The 21,508-nt window shown below is 47.5% G+C and carries 22 protein-coding genes; 11 read left to right on the top strand and 11 right to left on the bottom strand.

Annotated elements, in window-relative coordinates:
* The 3 genes from SFV55_RS10550 to SFV55_RS10540 all read left to right on the top strand — a co-directional run.
* Positions 1-970: carbon-nitrogen hydrolase family protein (locus SFV55_RS10550; protein WP_320029461.1), on the top strand; the 970-nt coding region annotated here is incomplete at its 5' end.
* Between the two features lie 157 nt (positions 971-1,127).
* A complete protein-coding gene (locus tag SFV55_RS10545) occupies positions 1,128-1,727 on the top strand; it encodes a GNAT family N-acetyltransferase (RefSeq protein WP_320029460.1) in 600 nt (199 codons plus the stop codon).
* A 12-nt stretch (positions 1,728-1,739) separates the two neighbouring features.
* Positions 1,740-2,225 carry a fasciclin domain-containing protein gene (locus SFV55_RS10540; protein WP_320029459.1) on the top strand — a complete coding sequence of 162 codons (486 nt, stop codon included), beginning with the start codon at positions 1,740-1,742 and terminating at the stop codon, positions 2,223-2,225.
* 93 nt (positions 2,226-2,318) lie between these two features.
* On the opposite strand, the gene SFV55_RS10535 is transcribed toward SFV55_RS10540, so the two are convergent.
* The 3 genes from SFV55_RS10535 to SFV55_RS10525 are packed head-to-tail and all read right to left on the bottom strand — an operon-like array spanning position 2,319 to position 4,342.
* Entirely contained in the window at positions 2,319-2,645 is a 327-nt protein-coding gene (locus SFV55_RS10535; protein ID WP_320029458.1) for a HesB/IscA family protein, read from the bottom strand.
* A gap of 4 nt (positions 2,646-2,649) precedes the next feature.
* Positions 2,650-3,063: a Fe-S cluster assembly scaffold IscU gene (gene iscU, locus SFV55_RS10530; protein ID WP_320029457.1), complete on the bottom strand. Its 414-nt coding sequence runs from the start codon at positions 3,061-3,063 to the stop codon at positions 2,650-2,652.
* Between the two features lie 52 nt (positions 3,064-3,115).
* A complete protein-coding gene (locus tag SFV55_RS10525; protein ID WP_320029456.1) occupies positions 3,116-4,342 on the bottom strand; it encodes an IscS subfamily cysteine desulfurase in 1,227 nt (408 codons plus the stop codon).
* A gap of 230 nt (positions 4,343-4,572) precedes the next feature.
* On the opposite strand from SFV55_RS10525, the gene SFV55_RS10520 reads away from it, so the two are divergent.
* Complete coding sequence (locus tag SFV55_RS10520) at positions 4,573-5,958, top strand: Gfo/Idh/MocA family protein (protein ID WP_320029455.1); 1,386 nt, start codon at positions 4,573-4,575, stop codon at positions 5,956-5,958.
* A gap of 88 nt (positions 5,959-6,046) precedes the next feature.
* A complete protein-coding gene (locus SFV55_RS10515) occupies positions 6,047-7,126 on the top strand; it encodes a methylmalonyl-CoA mutase family protein (protein WP_320029454.1) in 1,080 nt (359 codons plus the stop codon).
* 297 nt (positions 7,127-7,423) lie between these two features.
* Here the strand turns inward: SFV55_RS10515 and SFV55_RS10510 are convergent, their stop codons facing one another.
* The 3 genes from SFV55_RS10510 to SFV55_RS10500 all read right to left on the bottom strand — a co-directional run bounded on the left by SFV55_RS10510 (position 7,424) and on the right by SFV55_RS10500 (position 13,875).
* Positions 7,424-8,599 carry a DUF1343 domain-containing protein gene (locus SFV55_RS10510; RefSeq protein WP_320029453.1) on the bottom strand — a complete coding sequence of 392 codons (1,176 nt, stop codon included), beginning with the start codon at positions 8,597-8,599 and terminating at the stop codon, positions 7,424-7,426.
* A gap of 128 nt (positions 8,600-8,727) precedes the next feature.
* Positions 8,728-10,623: a serine hydrolase gene (locus SFV55_RS10505; protein WP_320029452.1), complete on the bottom strand. Its 1,896-nt coding sequence runs from the start codon at positions 10,621-10,623 to the stop codon at positions 8,728-8,730.
* A gap of 138 nt (positions 10,624-10,761) precedes the next feature.
* Positions 10,762-13,875 carry a VPS10 domain-containing protein gene (locus SFV55_RS10500; RefSeq protein ID WP_320029451.1) on the bottom strand — a complete coding sequence of 1,038 codons (3,114 nt, stop codon included), beginning with the start codon at positions 13,873-13,875 and terminating at the stop codon, positions 10,762-10,764.
* Positions 13,876-14,217: 342 nt separating this feature from the next.
* Here SFV55_RS10500 and SFV55_RS10495 point away from each other — a divergent pair, with 342 nt between their 5' ends.
* Together SFV55_RS10495 and SFV55_RS10490 are read left to right on the top strand one after the other, a co-directional pair.
* A complete protein-coding gene (locus SFV55_RS10495; RefSeq protein ID WP_320029450.1) occupies positions 14,218-14,838 on the top strand; it encodes a hypothetical protein in 621 nt (206 codons plus the stop codon).
* 74 nt (positions 14,839-14,912) lie between these two features.
* Positions 14,913-15,878, top strand: a complete 966-nt coding sequence (locus SFV55_RS10490) for a hypothetical protein (RefSeq protein ID WP_320029449.1) — start codon at positions 14,913-14,915, stop codon at positions 15,876-15,878.
* Here the strand turns inward: SFV55_RS10490 and SFV55_RS10485 are convergent.
* From SFV55_RS10485 to SFV55_RS10475, 3 genes are read right to left on the bottom strand one after another with little or no spacing between them, the layout of a single operon-like run.
* Positions 15,870-16,142 carry a DUF2442 domain-containing protein gene (locus tag SFV55_RS10485; RefSeq protein ID WP_320029448.1) on the bottom strand — a complete coding sequence of 91 codons (273 nt, stop codon included), beginning with the start codon at positions 16,140-16,142 and terminating at the stop codon, positions 15,870-15,872. The two genes, SFV55_RS10490 and SFV55_RS10485, sit on opposite strands and share 9 nt — an antisense overlap.
* Positions 16,126-16,359 carry a DUF4160 domain-containing protein gene (locus SFV55_RS10480; RefSeq protein ID WP_013766498.1) on the bottom strand — a complete coding sequence of 78 codons (234 nt, stop codon included), beginning with the start codon at positions 16,357-16,359 and terminating at the stop codon, positions 16,126-16,128. The genes SFV55_RS10485 and SFV55_RS10480 overlap by 17 nt, the downstream gene beginning before the upstream one ends.
* 15 nt (positions 16,360-16,374) lie before the next feature.
* Complete coding sequence (locus tag SFV55_RS10475) at positions 16,375-16,722, bottom strand: DUF2442 domain-containing protein (protein ID WP_320029447.1); 348 nt, start codon at positions 16,720-16,722, stop codon at positions 16,375-16,377.
* A 106-nt stretch (positions 16,723-16,828) separates the two neighbouring features.
* Here SFV55_RS10475 and SFV55_RS10470 point away from each other — a divergent pair, with 106 nt between their 5' ends.
* The 3 genes from SFV55_RS10470 to SFV55_RS10460 are packed head-to-tail and all read left to right on the top strand — an operon-like array spanning position 16,829 to position 17,364.
* Positions 16,829-17,071 (top strand): hypothetical protein, encoded by a 243-nt coding sequence (locus SFV55_RS10470; RefSeq protein WP_320029446.1) that lies wholly within the window; start codon positions 16,829-16,831, stop codon positions 17,069-17,071.
* A complete protein-coding gene (locus SFV55_RS10465; RefSeq protein WP_320029445.1) occupies positions 17,068-17,196 on the top strand; it encodes a PIN domain-containing protein in 129 nt (42 codons plus the stop codon). The genes SFV55_RS10470 and SFV55_RS10465 overlap by 4 nt, the downstream gene beginning before the upstream one ends.
* A 24-nt stretch (positions 17,197-17,220) precedes the next feature.
* Positions 17,221-17,364 (top strand): hypothetical protein, encoded by a 144-nt coding sequence (locus SFV55_RS10460; protein ID WP_320029444.1) that lies wholly within the window; start codon positions 17,221-17,223, stop codon positions 17,362-17,364.
* 128 nt (positions 17,365-17,492) lie between these two features.
* On the opposite strand, the gene SFV55_RS10455 is transcribed toward SFV55_RS10460, so the two are convergent.
* Positions 17,493-17,702, bottom strand: coding sequence for a DUF2442 domain-containing protein (locus tag SFV55_RS10455; protein WP_320029462.1), 210 nt, complete (start codon positions 17,700-17,702; stop codon positions 17,493-17,495).
* 372 nt (positions 17,703-18,074) lie between these two features.
* On the bottom strand, positions 18,075-19,121 hold the full coding sequence (locus tag SFV55_RS10450; protein ID WP_320029443.1) for a T9SS type A sorting domain-containing protein: 1,047 nt from the start codon (positions 19,119-19,121) through the stop codon (positions 18,075-18,077).
* Between the two features lie 349 nt (positions 19,122-19,470).
* On the opposite strand from SFV55_RS10450, the gene SFV55_RS10445 reads away from it, so the two are divergent.
* Positions 19,471-21,324: a serine hydrolase domain-containing protein gene (locus SFV55_RS10445; protein ID WP_320029442.1), complete on the top strand. Its 1,854-nt coding sequence runs from the start codon at positions 19,471-19,473 to the stop codon at positions 21,322-21,324.
* The last annotated feature ends 184 nt before the right edge of the window (positions 21,325-21,508 follow it).

Raw genomic sequence — 21,508 nt, 5'->3', positions numbered from 1 at the left:
ACCGTCTTTTTCATCCGGAATGAGAAACGCTACTGAACTGAAACCCGGCGAAATTCGCCTGGGGGTCGTCCAATGGCTGGTAAGGAATTTTGCGTCAGTGGAAATTTTCCTTGACAAAATCGAACACCAAATCCAGTCTTTCGCTAATTATGGTGTAGATTTTGTGCTCTATCCGGAGTACTTCTCCATGCCATTGCTATCCCTGTTTCCAGGCCCCAAAGAGCGCGAGCGATTGGTGGCCATGACTGGGATTACCAACCACCTCATGGAGGATATCTCGCGCATGGCCAATACCTATCAGGTCAATGTGATTACAGGAAGCATTCCGGAACTTTCACCCGCTGGTGAGCTGCGCAATGCAACTTACCTGTGCCGTCGGGACGGTAGTGTGGAAAAATACCTCAAAATCCACCTTACGCCCTACGAAAAACACGCCTGGCACATGGTTCCTGGCAATAAGTTGGGGGTTTTTGATACTGATTGTGGCCGAGTAGGCATCCAAACCTGCTACGATGTGGAATTTCCCGAGTTGGGGCGTTTGTACGCCGATGCCGGAGTACAAGTCCTCTTTGTGCCTTTTTCAACCGATTCACAAGAAGGTTTTTTCCGGGTGCGCCATTGCGCCCAGGCTCGGGCCATTGAAAACGAGTGTTATGTGGCTATTTCCGGCTGCGTAGGTTACCTTCCCGAGGTGAGCGCCATCGAGTTTCAGTACGGCGAGTCGGCCATTTTCACCCCATCCGATTATGCTTTTCCACAAGGCGCAGTCAAGTCACAATTGCCAGCCAATGTCGAGTCCATCATTGTGACCGACGTCAACCTGGAATTGTTACACAACTTGCACCACCGCGGTAGTGTACGCAACTTGCAAGATCGCCGCAAAGACCTATATCATCTGGATGCAACTGAAAAGTTGAAGTTACCGCTGGAGGTGGAGTTGGATCTGGATGATCCTTTGAGTAATTCGTGAATAGATTTGAGGCGAGTTGATTATCAAGCTATTGATAATTTTATTTTTTGAGTTACGACTGTAGAACTCAAAAGAGCCTCATGCAAAATCGTTAATTGCTTTAAATCTCTGACAATCATTTTTTTTCAATCCCATATTAACCATATTTTTTCCCTAAATGATCGACACATCAATTACGCTCCACACCTATTCCGGAGCCGGTCTTGCGCCTTACCTGGAAGATGTTGCTCGTTTGCGCATCGAAGTTTTTCGGGCTTATCCCTACCTTTATGAAGGCCACATGGAATACGAACGCGAATACCTGCGTAGCTACCTGAATGCGCCAGAAGCAGCCATTGTAATCGCCAGGGATGGGGACAAGGTCATCGGCGCGTCAACTTGTATTCCGCTGGAAAACGAGCCCGAATCGGTGCAAAAACCGTTTTTGGAAAAAGGCTTGGATGTCAAAAAAATCTACTATTACGGCGAATCGGTTTTGCAGCCTGAGTATCGGCGAAAAGGCATAGGCGTTGGCTTTTTTGAACACCGCGAACGCAAAGCCCGCAGTTTACAACGCTTCCAATGGGTTTGTTTTTGTGGGGTCGAACGAGCCCCCGATCATCCCTTACGCCCAGCGGATTACGTTCCGCTTAATCATTTTTGGCGGCGACGTGGCTTTCAGGAAACCGACATGGTTTGTTATATGAGTTGGAAAGACCTGACTGAAGAAGTAGAAAGTCCAAAACCTTTGCGGTTTTGGATGAAAGAACTATTTTAAATTGATCGATTTATGCGCAATTTTTCCACCCTGATCCTCGGGGCTCTCCTGCTGTTTTTCACTGCTTGTGGCAGTAGTGCAGGTTTGCCCCAAATGGAGGATTTTACTGCCGCACTCAAAAAAGTAGGCAATACAACAACTTACCAAATGCTGCTGCTCAATGCCGGAGGAAGCACCCAATTGTTAGGTTTCAAACAGAAGGGTACCCTGATTGTACCTACTGATGAGGCTTACAATCAATTGGGCGGCCAAGCGTTGATGGAATTGATGGACCCCAAACAAAGTTCAGCTCAGCTGTCCATGCTCAAACGCCATGTACTGAATCTGCCACTGAGCCCTAAGAAATTGCAAGGTATGGGAACCGTAACTACATTGGAGGGCAATAGTATTCCAGTCAAAATGGAATCCAATGTGTTGTCTTTTGGCGAAGCCAAAGTAATCTCCAGCTTTGAAACGCCGGAGGGAATGGTGTATGTGGTGAATAAAGTACTGAAGTAGTTGAAAAGTTTATGGTTGAAAAGTTGTAATGATGGGCACTTCGACTACGCTCAGTGACCGTTCATTTCAACTTTCCAACCATAAACTTTTCAACTATACCGCAAAGCTCTCTCCGCACCCGCAGGTACGAGCAGCATTGGGGTTGTTGAAGAAGAAACCCTTTCCTTCCAGGCCGCCCGAAAACTCGAGGGTAGAATTGAAGAGGTACAAAAAGCTCTTCAGATCAGTTACCACTTTGACCCCGTTGTCCTCAAAGACCTGATCGTTGGGCTTGGATTCGTTATCAAAGTCCATATTGTAACTCAAGCCAGAACAACCGCCACTGGTAACCGATACCCGCACAAAGAAGTCTTCACTCAACTTACCTTGTGAGCGAATTTCTGTAATTCTTTCTTTGGCGCTATCTGCTACAAAAAGCATATTCTTAGTGTGTTTTTTCAGCAACCGCTACTTCGATGCCGTTTTTTTGCTGGTAGTCAGCAATCGCACTGCGGATGGCATCTTCAGCCAATACTGAACAGTGAATTTTAACAGGTGGCAAAGCCAGCTCTTCCACGATGGTCATGTTGTCGATGGTCAAAGCCTGGTCGATGGTTTTTCCCTTCAACCACTCAGTGGCTAATGAGGAAGAAGCAATTGCCGAGCCACAACCAAAGGTTTTGAACTTAGCGTCCACGATGGTGCTGGTGCTGGGGTCTACTTCAATTTGCAAACGCATTACGTCACCACATTCGGGTGCGCCAACCAAACCAGTGCCTACAGTAGATTTACTTTTGTCCAAAGTTCCTACGTTGCGTGGATGTTGAAAGTGTTCGAGGACTTTATCGGAGTATGCCATGATTATAGCGTTTTTTATAGTTAATGTAGTGGGCAAAATTTGTTTATCACCCTTAATGTTCGCTCCACTGAACGGAGTTAAGATCAATGCCTTCTTTGTACATTTCCCAGATTGGGCTCAGGTCGCGCATGTGGTTTACCCCTTCGCTCACTTTTTCAATCACGTAGTCGATGTCTTCTTCCGTGGTGAAACGCCCAAGGCTGAAGCGCAGTGAAGAGTGCGCCAAATCATCTCCCAATCCCAGTGCTACCAGTACATAAGAGGGCTCCAAGGAAGCCGATGTACAAGCAGAACCCGAAGAAAGAGCAATGTTTTGGTTAAAAGTCATCATCAAACCCTCTCCTTCTACGTGTTTGAAGGAGATATTGGTTACGTGGGGCATCCGGCTTTGGCGGCTACCATTCACGTAGATTTCTTCCAGATTGTCCTGGAAAGCCTTTTCCAAACGGTCGCGCATTTTGCTCAGGCGTTCGGCATCCTGGTGCATTTCTGCTTTGGCGATTTCAGCGGCCTTGCCAAAACCAACGATACCAGGTACGTTCAAGGTACCGGAACGCATGCCGCGCTCATGGCCACCACCGTCCATTTGAGCAGTTACTTTTACGCGTGGGTTTTTGCGGCTCACGTACAAGGCACCTACACCTTTGGGGCCGTACATTTTATGTGAAGTAAAGGCCATCAGGTGTACTCCGGTTTCTTTCGGATTAACCGGAATTTTACCCACTGCCTGTACTGCATCACTGAAGAACAAAACACCTTTGCGGGCGCAAATTTCGCCAATTTCTTTCATGGGTTGAATTACCCCGGTTTCGTTGTTGGCCCACATAACCGATACCAGAATGGTACTTGGTTTGATGGCTGCTTCCAACTCGGCCAGGTCGATCAAACCTTCGGAATTGACTTGGAGGTAAGTTACTTCAGCTCCCTCTTTCTCCAATTTTTTACAAGTATCCAACACCGCTTTGTGCTCGGTTGTGACCGTAATGATGTGGTTGCCTTTACTGGCATACATCTCGAACACCCCTTTGATCGCCAGGTTGTCGGACTCGGTTGCTCCTGAGGTGAAAATAATTTCTTTAGGATCAACATTGATCAGCGAAGCGAGCTGTTCACGAGCATAATCTACTGCTTCCTCGGCTTCCCAACCAAAAGGGTGGTTACGACTCGCCGCATTCCCCGGCATCTGATAAAAGTAGGGCAACATTGCCTCTACTACCCGTGGATCGGTGGGAGTTGTAGCGTTGTTGTCCACGTACACGCGGCGTGTATCCTTGGTCATAATCTAAGTTTATTTAGATTGAATCTAATCTTATTGAAAACTGACACAAAGATAACGATTGGTGGGAAAAAAAGTTCGAATCAAGTAAAAAATCATTGCAGGTGGAAAACTTTTCTTTAGAGGGCGGTAAAGCTTTTGGGATTCAAAGCCAATTATTGCAGTGTTGCGTTTATTTTTACCCAGACTTTAATTGAATTCATTTATTCTCTAGCAAAAAATAGGCTCTGACCATGTCATCAACAACATCGCGCCGCAAGTTTCTCAAAATGTCTTCACTGGCGGCTGGTGCAGGATTCCTGCCCAATACTGAAATTATCGGTGCGCCGATTCTCCGCCAAGGCCCCCTGGTCGATAAAGTCCGCATCGGTTTTATCGGCACGGGTTTGCGTGGCCGCGACCACGTAGAACTTGCGCTCCTCCGCAAAGATTGTGAAGTAGTGGCCATTTGTGACATCGATCCAAGAGCTATTGCAGAAACACAAAAAATGATCAGCAAAGCGGGGAAACCGGCGGCTGCGGCTTATGGTGAAAAAGGTGAGCGGAATTTCTTGCGCATGTTGGACAAACAAAAGCTGGACGCGGTCATCATCGCTACGCCTTGGGAGTGGCATACCGAGCAGTCGATCGCTTGTATGAAAAGGGGCATTTATGTCGGTAGCGAGGTCTGTGGCGGTTTTTCCCTCGATGAATGTTGGGAATTGGTCAATGCCCACGAAGAAACCGGGACACACCTGTTTTTCCTCGAAAACGTCTGCTACCGTCGCGACATCATGGCGGTGATGAACATGGTTCGGCAGGATATGTTCGGCGAAATCCTGCACCTCGAAGGAGGTTACCAGCACGACCTTCGAGAGGTCAAATTCAACGACGGCGTCAATCCTTATGGTGGTGGGGTGGAATTTGGAGACAAAGGCTTCAGCGAGGCTAAATGGCGCACCACCCACTCCCTGCACCGCAACGGCGATCTCTACCCTACCCACGGCATCGGCCCGGTAGCCAAGATGGTCGACATCAATCGGGGCAATCGCTTCGTGCACCTGACTTCCACCGCTTCCAAGCCGCGCGCTCTGAACGAATACGTGGCTAAACACCCCAAAGGTGGCCCCAATCACCCCAACGCCAACCTCGAATGGAAATTAGGCGATATAGTGACAAGTGTCATCAAATGCAATAATGGGGAAACCATAATTTTGAGTCACGATACCAACTCCCCCCGGCCCTACTCGCTCGGTTTCCGGGTGCAAGGAACCAAGGGGATTTGGATGGACGTCAACCAATCGCTTTACCTTGAAGGCACCAGCCCCAAGGCCCACGCCTGGGAAAAAGCGGATGGTTACCTCAGCAAGTACGATCATCCCCTTTGGAAGCGTTACGAAAACGACGCTCAAGGGGCAGGCCACGGCGGCATGGACTTTTTTGTGCTCAACTCTTTCATCGAGTGTGTGAAACAAAATGCTCCAGCCCAAATCGACGTATACGACGCGGCGAGCTGGCTGGCAATTACTCCGCTGTCGGAAGCAAGTATTGCTACGGGTAGTTCCGCTCAAACTTTCCCCGACTTTACACGGGGGCGCTGGATGAAGAAGAAAAATGATTTTGCAATAGGCGAATTTTAATTGAATGACGAATAATCCGAGTGACGAATGACGAATTTGGTGCGCTGCCCTGTGAATTCGTCATTCGTCATTCCTCAAGGTCCACGACATGTTTCCAGAAACCTACTACGCCGATTGGCGCCAACAACTCGAAAAAGACCTCAAAGGCAAGCCCTGGACCGACCTACAATGGCACCTGGGTGATGACATTGTAGTCGATCCCTTTTACCATCCCGATCAGTATTTCCCCCAGCGCTTGCCCTTGCTGGCCGGGCAGGAAAAAGCCGCTTGGGCCATTGGTGAGTCATTGGAAATTACTGAACTCCAGTTGGGCAATCAGGAGATACTGGTGGCGCTGGAGGGTGGTGTGGAGGCCTTGGAGTTGCACCTCAGCAGCCCGATGGGTACTGAGGATTGGACAGTTTTATTGGAAAACGTACAGCTGGAATACATTACGCTGAATCTGGTTTTGAGTGGCATAAATCAAGAGCCCAGTACTTTTCTGGAGGGGCTGCAACGCTACTTTATTGGACAAGGATTTGAACTTGAAAAACTGCACGGCTCGGTCGATTTTGGCCAAACCGCCGTTTCTGTTGCTGCACTGCAAAAGGATTTGCCCTGTTTCCAACTCGGCGTGGTCAATGGCTTGACCTTGCACCAGGGGCATACGGCGAGTGCACAAGAGTTAGCGGGCCTGTTGCAGGTAGGGGAGGCTTACCTCGCGGCAGCTTCAAGTACGGAGTTGGACACCGTAGCGCAAAGCATCCTGTTTAAGGTGGCCATAGGCAAAAGTTATTTTGTAGAAATTGCCAAATTGCGAGCTTTGTACATCCTCTGGTTCAATGTACTCAAAGCCTATGGTGTGCAAAAACCGAGTATAGCCATCGCCGCTCACTTCGCCCCGGATTCACAAGATGAAAATGCCAATACGAATATGATTCGGGCGGCTACACAAGCCATGTCAGCCATCATTGGCGGCGCCCAGGAATTGTACGTCCTGCCTTCTAATGTGGGCGCAGGCGAGTCCCCTACCCCATTCTCCCGGCGCATCGCGCGCAATGTGCAGCACCTGTTGCGCCAGGAAAGCTACCTGGATAAGGTGCAGGACCCGGCGGCGGGGAGTTTTTATGTGGAAAAATTGACGGAGGAATTGGCGAGGAAGGCGTGGGAGGTTTTTCAGCAACAGTAGGTTTGGATTATCAACTCACATTACGCATTTTTCACCGCAGAGTTTCACAGAGGAAGCGCAGAGTTTCGCGGAGTTTTTTAGTTTTAAGGAGTTTGCCACCTGCGGTGGCTGGAGGTAGTTGGTCTAGTAAAATCTTATTTAAGATCAAGTGTAATGGATTTGATAACGACTAACGGCCAGTCTTCAGCAAAGGCGACCTCTGAGGCCTCTTGGCACCGCAGGTGCCCTAAAAAAACTCTGTGAAACTCTGCGCTTACTCTGTGAAACTCTGCGGTGAAAAATGCGTAATGTAAGTTATTAATAAAGTAAAAATGCTTCCGTCCTCTCTCTCCAATCTCCCACTCCCGTCAAATCCCCAATTTGACTAAAAAACCTATCCACATCCGCCTCCAAAGCCTCACGCACCCTCGGCGTACCCGTCAACAAATCAAAATGCCTTGCTCCGGTTTTATTGACATGGGTGGGATAATTTGCCCATTGGAGTTGTTCAGGATACAGTTTTTTCAACAAGCCCACCAGGAATAAACCCACATAAACCGGGCGAAAAACAGGGGCATCCAGCACATGCAACATAATACCTTGGCAGCTTTGATTTTTGTAAAAACCTTCACTTGGAATAAACGAAAAGGGTCGGGCCTTCACCCCCTCCAAGCCGCTGTCATTAAAAGCCTTAGCCAACACCAAACCATCCACCCAAGGTGCGCCACATACCCGAAAAGGGAAGGCAGTGCCCCGTCCTTCACTCACATTCAACCCTTCCAAAAAGCACAAAGCCGGGTAGGTCAACAAAGTTTCCATGCTAGAAATAGCGGGCGAACTGGGCACAAAAGGCAAGCCCAAATCCTTGAAAAATTGCTGGCGATCCCAGTTTTGGGCAGTAAATACTTTCAAATCTAGCCCCTCACCAAAACGCTCTTTTTGCCAAAACAAAGCCAATTCGCCAATGCTCAGGCTATGGCGAATGAGGATACCCCAACGACCAATAAAAGAGGCAGCCTGGGTTTCATCCAGCATCGGGCCTTCGGCAAGGGCGAGATTGCCGCTAAGGGGATTGGGGCGATCCAAAACAACCAATGGCACCCGGGCTGCATGGCAAGCCTCCATCACGTAGGAAAGGGTCCAGATGTAGGTGTAAAAGCGTACCCCAATGTCAGGTAAATCAAATAAAATGCCATCCAGGTCTTGCAAAACTTCGGCAGGTGGGCGCAGGTTATCGCTGTAAAGACTGAATACGGGTAAACCGGTTAATGCGTCGGTTTGGTGGGCCATCAAGGCGCCATCCGCACCAACAACTTGCAGGCCATGCTCGGGGGAAAAGAGACGGACGAGTTGGAAGCCATGGTTCAATAAAGCTTGGCGGACGGGGATAAAATCGCGGGTAAAAACGGCGTCATTGGTGACGAGCCCCCAGCGTTGGTTTTTGGCTGGTGGTGTTTGTAAAAAATGATCAATACCGAAGGTAATCCGAGCCATTTATCCTGAATAATTATGTACTATTTTAAAACCCGATGCCTCCCTTTCCATTTGCTACAATTGCTCCTCCAGGTAGAGCAGGAGAATTGGCGAAAAAGGTGTGGAAGGTTTTTCTGAGGTAGGGCTCATTACCGATGAATAATCCGATGCCCAATGCTAGGCCGCCCCACCTGTTCCAAATCCGTTACTTTAAGCAACAGCATCCCCTTGGGAAGCTGATTAATGGGTATTGGGTATTGCCCTTGTGGCATAGTTTTGATCTGTTGAGTCCAGGCTTTTTGGCCATTCGATAAAAATATTTCCAACAGCAAGTTCTTTTCTTCCAGCATCTCTAGCCACATTTCACCTTGGCTTGGATTGGGGTACAGCTTGAGGCTCTTTCCACCCAAATCATAGGTGCTACTTACAATGGCCGAGGTGGTAAAGGTCAAAATCGGGCTTTTGCCCAACAGGTAGAGCGGGGCATCTCCCGACTCCGCATTTTGGGTATATTCAAACAGACGGGCAGTATAGGTCGTATTGAGCTCCAGGCCGCTGACGTTAATTTTGTTCCCATTTGCATTGTACACCACAAATGCGTCCGTGCTCAACTTACTCCCTTTTTGGAATGCTGAATCAGCAAGGTAACTTGTTCCGTCCACAGGAAAATTGCCTAAGGTGTTCCCTTTGCGCAACACCAACAAACGTCGAGTGCCTGAGCCCTTCTCCCATTCCAGGGTAACTTTTGAGCCAGCATTTTGGGTCAGGCGAAGGTCTTTAGCAGCTTGAATGGGTGCTGCCAACAAATCGAAACTTGGGAAAGAACCAATACCGGTAATACAATTCCAGGGTAGGTTATCCAGATCGGTCCAGAATTGATTGTTGCCGTCCACTCGTTTGTTCATCAACAATGCCCAGGTAAATCCCCCGCTGCTGCGCACAATGATGCTAGCTGTACCATCAAGGCTTCCCGTATGCCACCAGTTGTTGTTGTTGTTGTTCACTTGCCAACCCTTGGCATAAAAGCTGGAAGTAGTCGCAGGTTTGACCATATTGCTTATGCTGCTGGAGTTAAGGATATCTGGTTTACTGGCGAAACCATCCACTGCCACCAATAGCCTGACTAAATCACGCGCAGTTGCTACCCAGCCTCCGTGAGCATCCATGGCTTCCAGGTTCCAGCCTCCGTATTGCCAGGGAACATTGGTTCCATTGCCATAAAGGGAAAGGGTAGTATAAGGAGAACTGTATTCAACTTCTCGTTCGAGTTTGTCCTTCAGCAGGTTTTTTCCAAGGTGTAAGTCAAAAATTCCCAGGGGTTCTAAAATGTCTTGTTTTAAATAAGCTTCATACGTTTTTCCTGTAATTTGTTCAATCACCAAGCCAAGAACCAGGTAGCCCATATTTGAGTAGGCGTATTTGGTGCCCGGGGCAAAGTTTAGCCCTTTTTCCAGCACAAAACGGATCAACATTCGCTCGTTAACAGGATTGTTTTCCCCCAAGGTTTTAGTGACATGAAGGGGAAAAGAAATGGGGTCACAAGAATTGAGGTTGTACGGATAAGGAGTAACCGGGTTAGGCGTGCAATCGATATCCCGATCCCAGCCCGCACTGTGTTCCAACAATTGTTGGATGTTGATGCTGTTGATCCGGGCATCACTTACATTGGCTTTTGACAAATACGTGTCCTTGCCTAGGATGCCATTGGTGCCAAAAACTTTATCGTCCAATTTCAGCTTACCATCTTGCACTAATTTCATAATGGCAATAGCTGTAATGGGTTTGGACACACTGGCAATCCGAAAGAGGCTACCGGGTTGTACCATCTCCGTTTTGCTTTCGCTGGTAAATCCAAATCCCCGGGCGTAAACCATCTTTCCGTTGCGGGAAATGGCCAGGCTGGCGCCAGGAATACTGTATTTTGTAAGAAAATTATTGACCAACTGGTCACAATTGGACAACTGCGGAACCGGGATGCCGGTTTGAGCAAGCACAAGGCAGTTGCCTAGCAATGAGAGACTTAGGAAAATAGGAAAAAATTTCATGTTGATCGGTTTTGGTAGGTGCAGGTATTGTTTCTTACCATGTTTCCAAATTTAGCTGGCTACGCTTAAATAAAAAAATTCCCAAGGTTAATTTATCTGTATAGCGGTTAAATTGCCAGCGTAGGATTCCGTTCAACATTACGGCTTCTTCCACACCGCCTTTTTCCACGCCGCCGAGTTCAACACCCCCTGATAAGCCGCCTGCGCAGCTTCCAATTTCCCCTTGGTCAATTGGTGCACCTCCACCTGCTGATCCGTTGGCGGGTGATCACCACTGGAAACCAATAGCTCCTTGCCGATGGCCAGGAAACGCTCCAGCACCCCCACCGGATTGCGGAAATTGTCCTGCCGGGCACCCGTTTGTTTCAAGTCGAGCAAGCCACTTTCAATTTGGTACAATTGCTCCTCCAGGTCGATCAAGTCTTTTTTGGCATCTGCCGATTTTTCCCGGGCGCTGGCTTTCTGTAGGTCAGCGCGTTGTTTTTCGATGTCTTCAATCAATTTCACCGTGGCTTTGAGGTCGCGGTTCAATTGCAGGCCAAAGCTGAATTGTTTTTGGATGTCGGCGTCATTGCCCTTTACGTTCGGGTCGTTGCGCAGCTCCAGGATTTGCTCCTGTTTTTTACCATTGGCAATGTACACCACGCGGTATTTGCCCGCTGGCACCAGTGGAGCGTTCATACCCGGCTGCATGTCCAAGTCCCAGGGATAGATGCTGCGTTCGCCGTTTTTGTCCAATTCCACCCAATCCTTGTCGCGGGGTTTGGTGCGCAACTTGGGCAAACGAGCGGGTTCCGGGCGCAAGTCCCAGCTGGTGCGTTGGATACCCGCTTTGTTAACGGTACGCAACTTGCGCAAGGTGTCGCCCTGCATGCTCAGCACCAGCAACTCCGGAGCTTTTTGCAGCGTGTCTTTTTGGTAATAATTGACCAAGGCGCCATAAGTGGGGTTTTGTCCCGAAAAAGAGTCGCCGTCCGCATGGGTGCCCAACACGCGCTGGAAACGATACGCAGGCCGTAGGGAAAACAGGTGGCTTTCAGCCTTTTGCACCTCAGCGCTGAATTCGCGGATGGGCGTCAGGTCATCCAGGATGTAGAAGCCCCGACCGTAGGTGCCCAGTACCAAATCGCCAAAGTGTTTTTGGATGGCGATGCCGTATATCGCCACCGGAGGCAGGTTGTTGCGCAGGCGTTGCCAGGTCTTGCCATCGTTGGGCGAAAAGTAGAGCGCGTTGTCGGTGCCGCAGTACAAGAGGCCTTTCATGGCCGGGTCTTCGCGGATTTGGAAGACGGTACTGGATTGATTTTGGGGCAAATCACCGATGATCTTGGTCCAGGTTTTACCGTAATCGCTGGTTTTGAAGATGTAGGACTGGGTATTGCCCACGTACAAAAAGCGGTAGGAGACGTAGCAGGTTCCGGCCTCAAAATTGGAGGGTTCGATGCAGGAAACGGTACCGCCAGCGGGCAAGCCGGGGATGTTTTTAGTCAGGTTTTCCCAGCTTTTACCGCCATCGCGGGTGAGGTGCAGGAGGCCGTCGTTGGTGCCCACCCAAAGGATGCCTTCTTTGACCGGCGATTCGGCCATGTTCAGCGTAGTGCAGCCATCCCAGGTGTAGAGGTTGTCGTAGGCGATGCCGCCGGAGTTGTCCATTTTTTTGGGGTCAGCCGTGATCAGATCCGGGCTGATGACTTGCCAGGACTGGCCGCCATTGGTCGTCTGGTGGATGTACTGACTGCCCACCCACACTGTGTTCGGGCGGTGGCGCGAGAGCACCATGGGGAAGTTCCAATGCCAGCGGTATTTTACGTTTTGGGGGTTCCAACCGTATTGGGTTTCAGGCCAGGGGCGTACGTCGCGCGCGATGCCCGTGCGCAGGTCGGTCACATCCAGGCCGCCATCGTAGCAACCCGACCAGACGATATTGGGATTGAAGGGATCCACCTGGGCAAAACCCGACTCGCAACCACCCACGAATTGCCAGGCGCTGGTGGGGATGCCCCCGCTGCGGCTGTTGCTGGGCCCGTAATAGGAATAGCCGTCCTGGCGATTGCCGAGCACGTGGTATGGGATCATGCTGTCGACCGCCACGTGGTAAAGCTGGGCGATGGGCAGGTTGATGTTTCTCCAGGTTTTGCCGCCATTCAGGGTCATGTTCATGCAGCCATCGTGGGCCACCATCTGGCGATTGGGATTTTTGGGGTCAAACCACATGTCGTGGCAATCGCCGCCCATCGCCCAGGGACTACCTTCGCCGGTGACCCAGGATTTGCCGCCGTCTTTGGACTTGGAGATGTTGACGCAGATGGTGTACACCTCGTCGGCATTGCCCGTGGAAACCCGCACCCGGGTGTAGTAGGGCGCGCGCTGGGCCATGGAATGGTCTCTTCTTACCCGTGTCCAGCCATTGCCCCCATTGTCGGAGCGGTAGAGGATGGGTTCTTTGTCTTCAACCAGGGCGTACACCACATTGGAATTGCTGGGTGCAATGCACACCGAGGTTTTGCCCACGGGGTTTTCGGCACCAGAAGCTATGCCGCGAGTACTCATGGATTCCCAGGTTTTGCCCGCATCGGTGGAGCGGTAAATGCCGCTGGAGGCACCGCCGGAGTTGAGGCCCCAGGTTTTGATGTCGACCTGCCACATGGCGGCGAAAAGGATATTGGGGTTGTTGGGATCAATCTCGATCTCGTTGCAACCCGTGGACTCGTTCAGGAAAAAGACCCGAGCCCAGTTTTTGCCGCCATCGCTGGTTTTGTACACGCCGCGCTCCTGCTGGGGCGCATGGGTATTGCCCAGAGCGGCGACGTAGATGGTGTTGGTATCCATAGGGTGTACCACAATGCGCCCAATGCGCCCGGTTTTTTCCAGGCCCAAATGCTTCCAGGTTTTACCTGCATCGGAGGATTTGTACACGCCATTGCCCAAAGGGTGCGCGGGGCGGATAACGAAAGTTTCCCCCGTGCCACACCAGACCTGATTGGGATTGCTGGGGGCCAGGGCCAGGGAACCAATGGCGGCTACGTCCTGATCGTCAAAGATAGGCCGCCAGTTGAGGCCGCCGTCTTCGGTTTTGAAGATGCCTCCGGAGGCTGCACCGACGTAGGCGACCATGGGGTTGCCGGGCTCGCCGATGACGGCGGAGGCGCGGTTGCCGTCGACGCCGAGGTAGCGGAAGGGGAGGTTGGAGAAGGTTTGGGCGGAGAGAGTGGTGACCAGAATTAGAAGGAACAAGGTGAGGTGGTGGTGCATGTTTTTTTTGGTTTTTTGGAGGGGGGAAAATAGGGAATTTTGGGAAATGGGTACGGCAAAATCAATGAAAATTTATACTGCTATCATCCATAAAGGCTGGAATTGGATCAAAAATCTGATTGATGATTTGAAAATATAATGTGCCTTTTTTGCAAACTTTAGGCTATAGGGTTATCTTTGATTTGAGCCTTTCTATTTGACTACAAACGAAGTAAAATGGGGTGAAGACAAAGTGACCTTACGTGTAATAGACGCCAAAGTAAGACCCGCATTGCATCTTTCATTTTGACGTTTGTCGCGTCAGGGCTTGATGTTCGGTGCAATCAAAAAGAAAAAAGATAAATGAAGCATTCTGAAATAAGTAAATTGTATTCTGATATCAAGGATGCCTTGATGCAAGGAAAGACGGATTCAGCTCTGGAAAAATTGGAAAAATTTATTTCATTGCTTAGTGATGACGAATTGGAAAATCAAATAGTGTCACTTTCTTCAAGATATCATCGGTTCAAAAGAGAAAAAATTCAGGGAATAATTAGTGAAGAACACAGATCCGAATTTAATGCAATTGATGCTAATATTATGTATCTATTAAGACAGGTAAAACAAACGGCAATAGAAGAAGCATCAATGAGTGTTGGAGAGCAATTATCAGAATTAGCAAAAGAAGGAGAAAATGCAATCGAGGAGCTAAAAAAAATCACATTCATAATGGCAGAGTCAAGATTGCTGGAGGTTAGGATATTTAGAAGTTATTTTGGACACCTTTTTAAAGAGAAGGATGTTGAGAATTTTGATAGAAATATCAACGAATTAAAGAAAGTTTTAGGCAAAGAAGATGAGGAGGAAAACATTGAATCAATGTCACTAAACCAGGCTGATTTAATGGCAAAAATGCAGCAAATTAGACAAAATATGTCTCCAAGTGATATAATGAATTTGATGAACAGAATGTTAGGCAAATAACTTCTTAGTAAAAGTGATGAAATGAAAAAAGCAGCAAGTCAACCGTTAAGGCGTTAATAAAAAAAGAAAAATCAATGGCAACACATCAATTACCACAAATAAGTAATGAGGACAGATTCGAATCACTTGTTTGTGATTTGTTTAATGCCATAGATTCTACTAATACGTACAAGAGATTTGGTCGAAAAGGACACGAACAAAAAGGCATTGATGTTTTTTCATCTGAGAAAGATGTAGTGATTCAGTGTAAAAAGAAAGACTTATCAAGAAGAGAAATCCAAATTAGGAGAGAATTGATGAATGATATTGAAGGAGATATAAATAAGATAATATCGAAAGGATTGAATATAAAATTTTCAAAATTGTACTTCACCTCTACCTATAAAGATCATCCTGATATTGACGAATTTTGTGAGTTAATTAAGGAAGATAAAAAATTGGAGTTTGATGTTATTTACTGGGGCTGGGATACAATTGAAGAAAAAATAATTGATAAGAAGGAATTGATAGAAAAGTACTTTGGACATTTTGTTGTAAAGCAAGATTCAAAGGAAGCATCTTTTTTGAAGAATTTAGACCTTAAAAAGAAAATCGAGAGAGAATTTGGAGATTGGTTAAATTACTTTCCAGAAGATAGAAAAAGAAGGTCACGAATGATTCTCCGAGCATTTGATGGAACACAATATCCTCATGCAAATGAAGCTGATGAATATGGTGAATATTCTTGGTTTGGAGCAGAAATAAAAGGCTTATATTACCAGGGAATGGAATTTATTTTTGGTATTGAAGAAATTAAAGTGTACGATGATAATACGTGGGATTTTGGCGAGAGAAAAGAAGGGAAAGATTTCCGAGAAGTAAAGGTCGCAAGAGTAGGACAAATAAATTTTTCAGATATATTGGATTATGATATTAATGGTGATGAACATTATATCTGTCCACATATCTTTTGCAGATTCAAATACAAAGGACTGCCTTTTGAAAAAGTATATTTTTATAGTTTGGAAAAAGGTAGTTCTGAATACTTCGAATTAGAGTAAAAGAGTGCTCGGTTTCACACTCCTCCTTCCCTCCAACAACCCCAGCACCGACAAATCCTCATCCAAATCCTCCCAAGAAATCCCCTGTCCTCCAGCGATCAAGCGCCAGTTGTTCAATTCTTCCGGCGTAGCCTCAGCGAGCCGCCAGTACCAATCATACGGAATGCCCAACTCCCGGCCATCTTCCAGCAGGACATAAAAGCGTTCTGCGGCAATGCGCACTTGGGTTGCTTTGATGGGTTTGTATTCAGCTAAAGAACTCATACCACTTTTTTTTGAAGTTATCCTGCTCTTCCCCTACGATTTCCTCTGCCTGCTTTTCTTCTTTTTTGCTGAAGTTGTGCATGTAGTCTTTCTTTACGGGGTCAATCCAATACTTACCGTAGCCATCTCCTTTTTCGACATGAACATGGGGTGGTTCGGTGTTTTCGTTGCTGTAAAAGAAAAAGCGAAAGCCTAGTTTACGGAATATTGTTGGCATACAGAGTGTGTTTAGTTAAGCATTCAGGCTTATCCTATGCAACGTTTCTAAACTGCTCTGTTTTGATTTGCAAAATAAGGATTCCTGCTGATAAAAGCAACCCTTTTTAGTCTTCCCACTGCTCCTTCCCTCCAACAACCCCAGCACCGACAAATCCTCATCCAAATCCTCCCAGGAAATCCCCTGCCCTCCGGCGATCAGACGCCAGTTGTTCAATTCTTCCAGCCTAGCCCCGGCCAGCCGCCAGTACCAGTCATATGGAATGCCCAGTTCGCGGCCATCTTCCAGCAGGACATAAAAGCGCTCTGCGGCAATGCGGACTTGGGTTGCTTTGATGGGTTTGTATTCAGCTGAAGAACTCATACCACTTTTAAAACTTTTCTATCCCAGCCAGCCTCCAAGTAACCCTTGCATTTTAGTAGCATCTTACCTCAAATCTACTTAAATTTGTACATCAACGCAAAAACCAATGACTTCGATCCAATTTCCATTGAATGATGTACAGCTTGCATTGCTTCGGCTCACCGAAGATTTGCAAGAAAAGGAATTAGAGGAACTCAAGCAGCTCATCATTGCTTTTAAGGCGCGGCGTCTTGCTCTACTTGTTGATCAAGTGTGGGAGGAAAAAGGCTGGACCAATGACACCATGCAACAATTTTTGGACACACACATGCGCACACCCTACCTAAGCCAGGATAAGCACAATCAATGAAAGTTGTTATTGATACCAATGTGCTTTTGGTGATCATTTCTCTCCGATCCACCTTCAATGGAATTTGGCAGGCTTTGCTGAGCGGGAAATTCCAGATGTACGTAACTTCCGATATTCTGGATTAGTATGCAGAAATCATTGAAAGAGAAATGGGCATTAGAGTAGCAGAAGCGGTGTTGGACTTGCTTACAGAGCTTCCCAATGTGCATTTTATTCAAAAATATTACCATTGGCAATTGATTGAGGCTGATCCTGATGATAACAAGTTTATTGATTGTGCAATAGTCGCCTAAGCAGAGTTGCTGGTTTCAAATGATGGCCATTTTAGGGTTATCAACCAATACCCTTATTTGAATATCAACTTGTTAAGCGCAACAGCTTTTCAGGCCTTAATTGCTTAGCACCGGAAGAATTCCAATCTCTAAGCCTTCCCACTCCTCCTTCCCTCCAACAGCCCCAACACCGATAAATCCTCATCCAAATCCTTCCAAAAAATCCCCTGCCTGCCAGCAATCAAGGGCCAGTTGTTCAATTCCTCCAGCCTAGCCTCAGCGAGCCTCCAGTACCAATCATATGGAATGCCCAGTTCGTGGCCATCTTCCAGCAGGACATAAAAGCGTTCTGCGGCAATGCGCTATAATTTGATTTCAATTCAACCATAGTTTTTCACCGCAGAGTTTCACAGAGTACACGCAGAGTTTCACAGAGTTTTTTAGTTTTAAGGAGTTTGCCACCTGCGGTGGTTGGAGTTTGTGCGTTAGGAAAATCTTGCTTAAGATCAAGCCAAGGATAATAGGACTTGATAAAAGGTGAGGGCTCTAGCTTCAGCAAAGGCGACCCTCCGTAGACTCTCCGCACCGCAGGTGCCCCTAAAAAAACTCCGTGAAACTCTGCGTGTACTCTGTGAAACTCTGCGGCAAATAAAATGCGTAATGCGAGTTAATTCATGGAATAAACCCCTACAAATCAACAAGATGACAACATCCAAGAAGCCACTCCCCACTCACTGCCGAAACATTTGCCCGCTGAACACTGCGCCATTGAAATAAATTCGGTAGACATACAATCCCGGCGGCAAGGAGGAGGCATCCCAATGCAGGGTATGAGCTCCAGTCTCCTGTTTTTCGTGTAATAATCCTGCAACCAGCCGGCCGCTGGCATCCAGCACGTCGATTTGAACCAAGCCCTTTGTGGGAATTTGGTAGTGGATGGCCGTTTTTTGAGAGAAAGGGTTAGGAGAGTTGGAATGGGCGACCGACTCCCTGGTTTGTTTGCCTGATACCGACGACAAAACGGCCAAAACGCTAGTAGCCCAAGAAGTGCCTACCCGGATACCATCGAGTTTAATATTGCATCCGGTCATGCTTGTTTGGGCATAATTGTTGTTCAACACCACCGAAGACTGCCCTGTATAATCGCCTCCGGCATTCGTACCCGCAGCGGGCGTCGCAGGTTCAGTCGCAGGCACGCCTTGCGTAAACACATACAAGCTGCTGGCGTCATTACCGGCGCCATTGACAATCGAATATTTCAGGACGACGAGATAGGTTTTCCCGCGCTCAAACGTATTGCTCGCGTATGCAATGGTATTTCCGATTTCCTTTTGTACCCCCAGGTTGAAATTTGAATCCGACAATCGCTTAATATACAGGCTGGTGTTGAGGTTCGTTCCACCTGTATTGGGGTTGAATGAAATACAATATCCTTCGGTCACAGTCGACGGCAAACTGTCTACTTGAATCATCAAAGACATATAAACGGCCCCTGCAGTAATTGCGGTATCCAGATCTTTTATAACCACATCTCCATTGCCTGCATTGGCTATTTGGCAGGCGTTGCCCCTGGCCGATCCGACATAGTCCTTGTAAGTAAGCCCGGGAGCGACCACTTTTATATTGTAAGGAAAATCAATGCCAGTTTTCAACCAACCATTATTGTTCTCAAGATTGCCTATCGGCCCAAAGAGGAAATCTTCGGCAAATACCTTCTGAGAAAAGGCCGTGACATGCAGAGCACATAGACAGGCGAAGACAAGGATCAATTTTTTCATGTTGTTTGAATAATTTTTGGTTTCTATATGAAAGCGAAAGTAGAACAAGCCAGCGATATTGCAAAGGAACCAAAGCCCGTTTTGCCTCGGGAGCTATCCCCGCAAATATGTTCTGGATAAAGATAAAAAATCATTCCAAAGCCCCAACTATGGCCCAAAAATTCAACAACTTGAGTGTTTGTAATAAAAAGGGGTTACAATGGCACTAATTGAAGTGCCCGCAGGTAGTGTCCTTGTTCAACGGGAACGTGCCTCAATGTTTGGTATTTGTAAAAGCCTGGGGCATTTAAAAAAAACTTTCCGAAGCTTACAAATTTATGGCGCACAGCATACTTCAAAAAAAACAGCTATGAAAAAACTCCCCTGGCTATTCTGGGCCTTGTTTAGTGCATGGTGGGGCTATGCCCAGCCGTCCAAACCTCCTATGACCCTTGCTGCGCTGCGAGATACCATCGAAAAAATAAGGCAGGCCGAACACATAGTGGGCCTGATGGTGGGCATTACGACACGCGACTCGGTACTGTTTGCGGCCAATTTTGGCTACGCCGACCTCGAAAATCGGCGAAAGGTTGATCCTCAAACGCTTTTCAGAATGGGATCGAACACCAAAATGTTGGTGGCGCTCGGCATTTTAAAGCTCCAAACCGAAAATAAAATACACATTTACAATAAGTTGAGCCAGGTGTTGCCCGAGTTGAAGTTCAAAAACGACTGGGAAGACAAACATCCGCTCCGATTGGTGCATCTGCTCGAACACACCTCGGGCTTTGACGACATCAAACTGAACCGAATGTACTCCCTCAAAAAACGCGAAATCACGGGCAAAGCTGCCATGCTATACCACCAGCCTTCGATGATCTGCCGCTGGCCACCTGGCCAACGCCACGCTTACAGTAACCCCAATTACGCCATTTTAGGGTACATCATCGAAAAAATAACCAAAAAGCCTTACAATCAGTACCTTACTGAAGCCATTTTACAACCTTTGGGGATGAAGCAGACCAATTTCAATACCTTTAGTCGCATGCCCAACGATGTGAAAGAGTATGTGTTTCGCAAGGGCAAAACCGAGTTGGTGCCCTCGGTTACGGTGGGGAGCGGAGCGACAGGAGCAATGTGGTCAAATACCGACGACATGCTCAAACTCTTGCGGATGTATCTACGCAATGGCCAGCCCATTTTCGACGAAAAAACCATCGCCGAAATGGAAACGCCGCACAGTTGGTTGGGGGTAAAAGAAGGTTTAAGAAGTGGTTATGCCCTTGGCAACTACTATTCCCATTTTTACAACAAATATGGTTTTAGGGGCCACGATGGCCTTTTGGGCACCTGTTATTCTAAATGTATGTACAACCACGAATTAGGCCTTGGCTTTGTCATTGCGTCCAATAGCAACAATCCCAATATCAAAATAGAAGAACTCGTAGCTAATTTTGTAGCGCAAAATGCCCCCCCTCAAAAACTACCAAACCAGCCCCTCGACTGCAAAGCCATTGAACCATACTTGGGCTTTTATCAGTTCGACAGTCCCCGCAACGAGATAGCCCGGCTGATGGACCTATTTAGGAATGGCCTCAAAATTTATGTGGAAAACGACACCCTGGTCTTTAAAAACTTGGAAGGCCAGAAAACCAAGCTGTTGCAAACAGCACCGATGGTATTCAGGCGGGAAGGTATGAATGCCGCTACCATTGCTTTTACAAAAAATGCCGATGCCAAAAACGTGCTATCTATGTCCGGGGTGTATTTTGAGCAAAGCTCCTATGCTTGGGGGCTGTTTTGGCGCAGCTTGCTGGGCCTGATGCTGATTTTGGTGCTGGTTTCGGGGATTGCGGCGATGGGGTCCTTGCTTGGTGCAGTGCGCCGAAAATTGACCTGGAGGGTGGTTTTTGTCAGGTTTATGCCCATTGTCAGTACTGCTTTTTTTGGATACGCCTTTACAAAATTATTTGAAAAACAGCAGTTTAGTTATTTACTTTATCAATTCAACGATCTCAATGCCGAAACGCTATTGATTTTTTTTGCAACCACGTTTTTTGGCCTTGCGGGAGTGATTTGTGGTTATTTTGCATTCAACATGACCAACTTGGCCAATCCTATTTGGGGCAAATGGTTTTGGAGATTGACCTATGTTTCGATGGCTGTCTTGGCCATTGTGTTTTTCAAGTACGGCATTATAGGCATACGTACTTGGGCTATGTGACAAGAGAAATTCATCCAAATTATCCCAAGCAATCTCAGCCTCCAGCAATCAAGTACCAGTTGTTCAATTGTTCTGGGGTAGCTTCAACGAGCCGCCAGTACCCAACATATGGAGTGCCCAGTTTTCTACCTGGTATTTTTACTTCCACTTGTTGCTTCCCTGAACTGCTTTCGCTACCTTTGAT

This window comes from Haliscomenobacter sp. (genome assembly GCF_033763495.1).
Taxonomy (GTDB): domain Bacteria; phylum Bacteroidota; class Bacteroidia; order Chitinophagales; family Saprospiraceae; genus Haliscomenobacter.
Note: the sequence above shows the minus strand (reverse complement) of the source record. Positions and strands in the feature narration are given on the sequence as shown.

Coding starts and splice junctions, on each gene's coding strand:
- SFV55_RS10520 (WP_320029455.1), top strand. CDS start 4,573: ATGTCATCAACAACATCGCGCCGCAAGTTTCTCAAAATGTCTTCACTG.
- SFV55_RS10485 (WP_320029448.1), bottom strand. CDS start 16,142: ATGAGTTCTTTAGCTGAATACAAACCCATCAAAGCAACCCAAGTGCGC.
- SFV55_RS10505 (WP_320029452.1), bottom strand. CDS start 10,623: ATGAAATTTTTTCCTATTTTCCTAAGTCTCTCATTGCTAGGCAACTGC.
- SFV55_RS10475 (WP_320029447.1), bottom strand. CDS start 16,722: ATGAGTTCTTCAGCTGAATACAAACCCATCAAAGCAACCCAAGTCCGC.
- SFV55_RS10460 (WP_320029444.1), top strand. CDS start 17,221: ATGGGCATTAGAGTAGCAGAAGCGGTGTTGGACTTGCTTACAGAGCTT.
- SFV55_RS10510 (WP_320029453.1), bottom strand. CDS start 8,599: ATGGCTCGGATTACCTTCGGTATTGATCATTTTTTACAAACACCACCA.
- SFV55_RS10480 (WP_013766498.1), bottom strand. CDS start 16,359: ATGCCAACAATATTCCGTAAACTAGGCTTTCGCTTTTTCTTTTACAGC.
- SFV55_RS10450 (WP_320029443.1), bottom strand. CDS start 19,121: ATGAAAAAATTGATCCTTGTCTTCGCCTGTCTATGTGCTCTGCATGTC.
- iscU (WP_320029457.1), bottom strand. CDS start 3,063: ATGGCATACTCCGATAAAGTCCTCGAACACTTTCAACATCCACGCAAC.
- SFV55_RS10540 (WP_320029459.1), top strand. CDS start 1,740: ATGCGCAATTTTTCCACCCTGATCCTCGGGGCTCTCCTGCTGTTTTTC.
- SFV55_RS10525 (WP_320029456.1), bottom strand. CDS start 4,342: ATGACCAAGGATACACGCCGCGTGTACGTGGACAACAACGCTACAACT.
- SFV55_RS10535 (WP_320029458.1), bottom strand. CDS start 2,645: ATGCTTTTTGTAGCAGATAGCGCCAAAGAAAGAATTACAGAAATTCGC.
- SFV55_RS10495 (WP_320029450.1), top strand. CDS start 14,218: ATGAAGCATTCTGAAATAAGTAAATTGTATTCTGATATCAAGGATGCC.
- SFV55_RS10545 (WP_320029460.1), top strand. CDS start 1,128: ATGATCGACACATCAATTACGCTCCACACCTATTCCGGAGCCGGTCTT.
- SFV55_RS10470 (WP_320029446.1), top strand. CDS start 16,829: ATGACTTCGATCCAATTTCCATTGAATGATGTACAGCTTGCATTGCTT.
- SFV55_RS10445 (WP_320029442.1), top strand. CDS start 19,471: ATGAAAAAACTCCCCTGGCTATTCTGGGCCTTGTTTAGTGCATGGTGG.
- SFV55_RS10515 (WP_320029454.1), top strand. CDS start 6,047: ATGTTTCCAGAAACCTACTACGCCGATTGGCGCCAACAACTCGAAAAA.
- SFV55_RS10500 (WP_320029451.1), bottom strand. CDS start 13,875: ATGCACCACCACCTCACCTTGTTCCTTCTAATTCTGGTCACCACTCTC.
- SFV55_RS10465 (WP_320029445.1), top strand. CDS start 17,068: ATGAAAGTTGTTATTGATACCAATGTGCTTTTGGTGATCATTTCTCTC.
- SFV55_RS10490 (WP_320029449.1), top strand. CDS start 14,913: ATGGCAACACATCAATTACCACAAATAAGTAATGAGGACAGATTCGAA.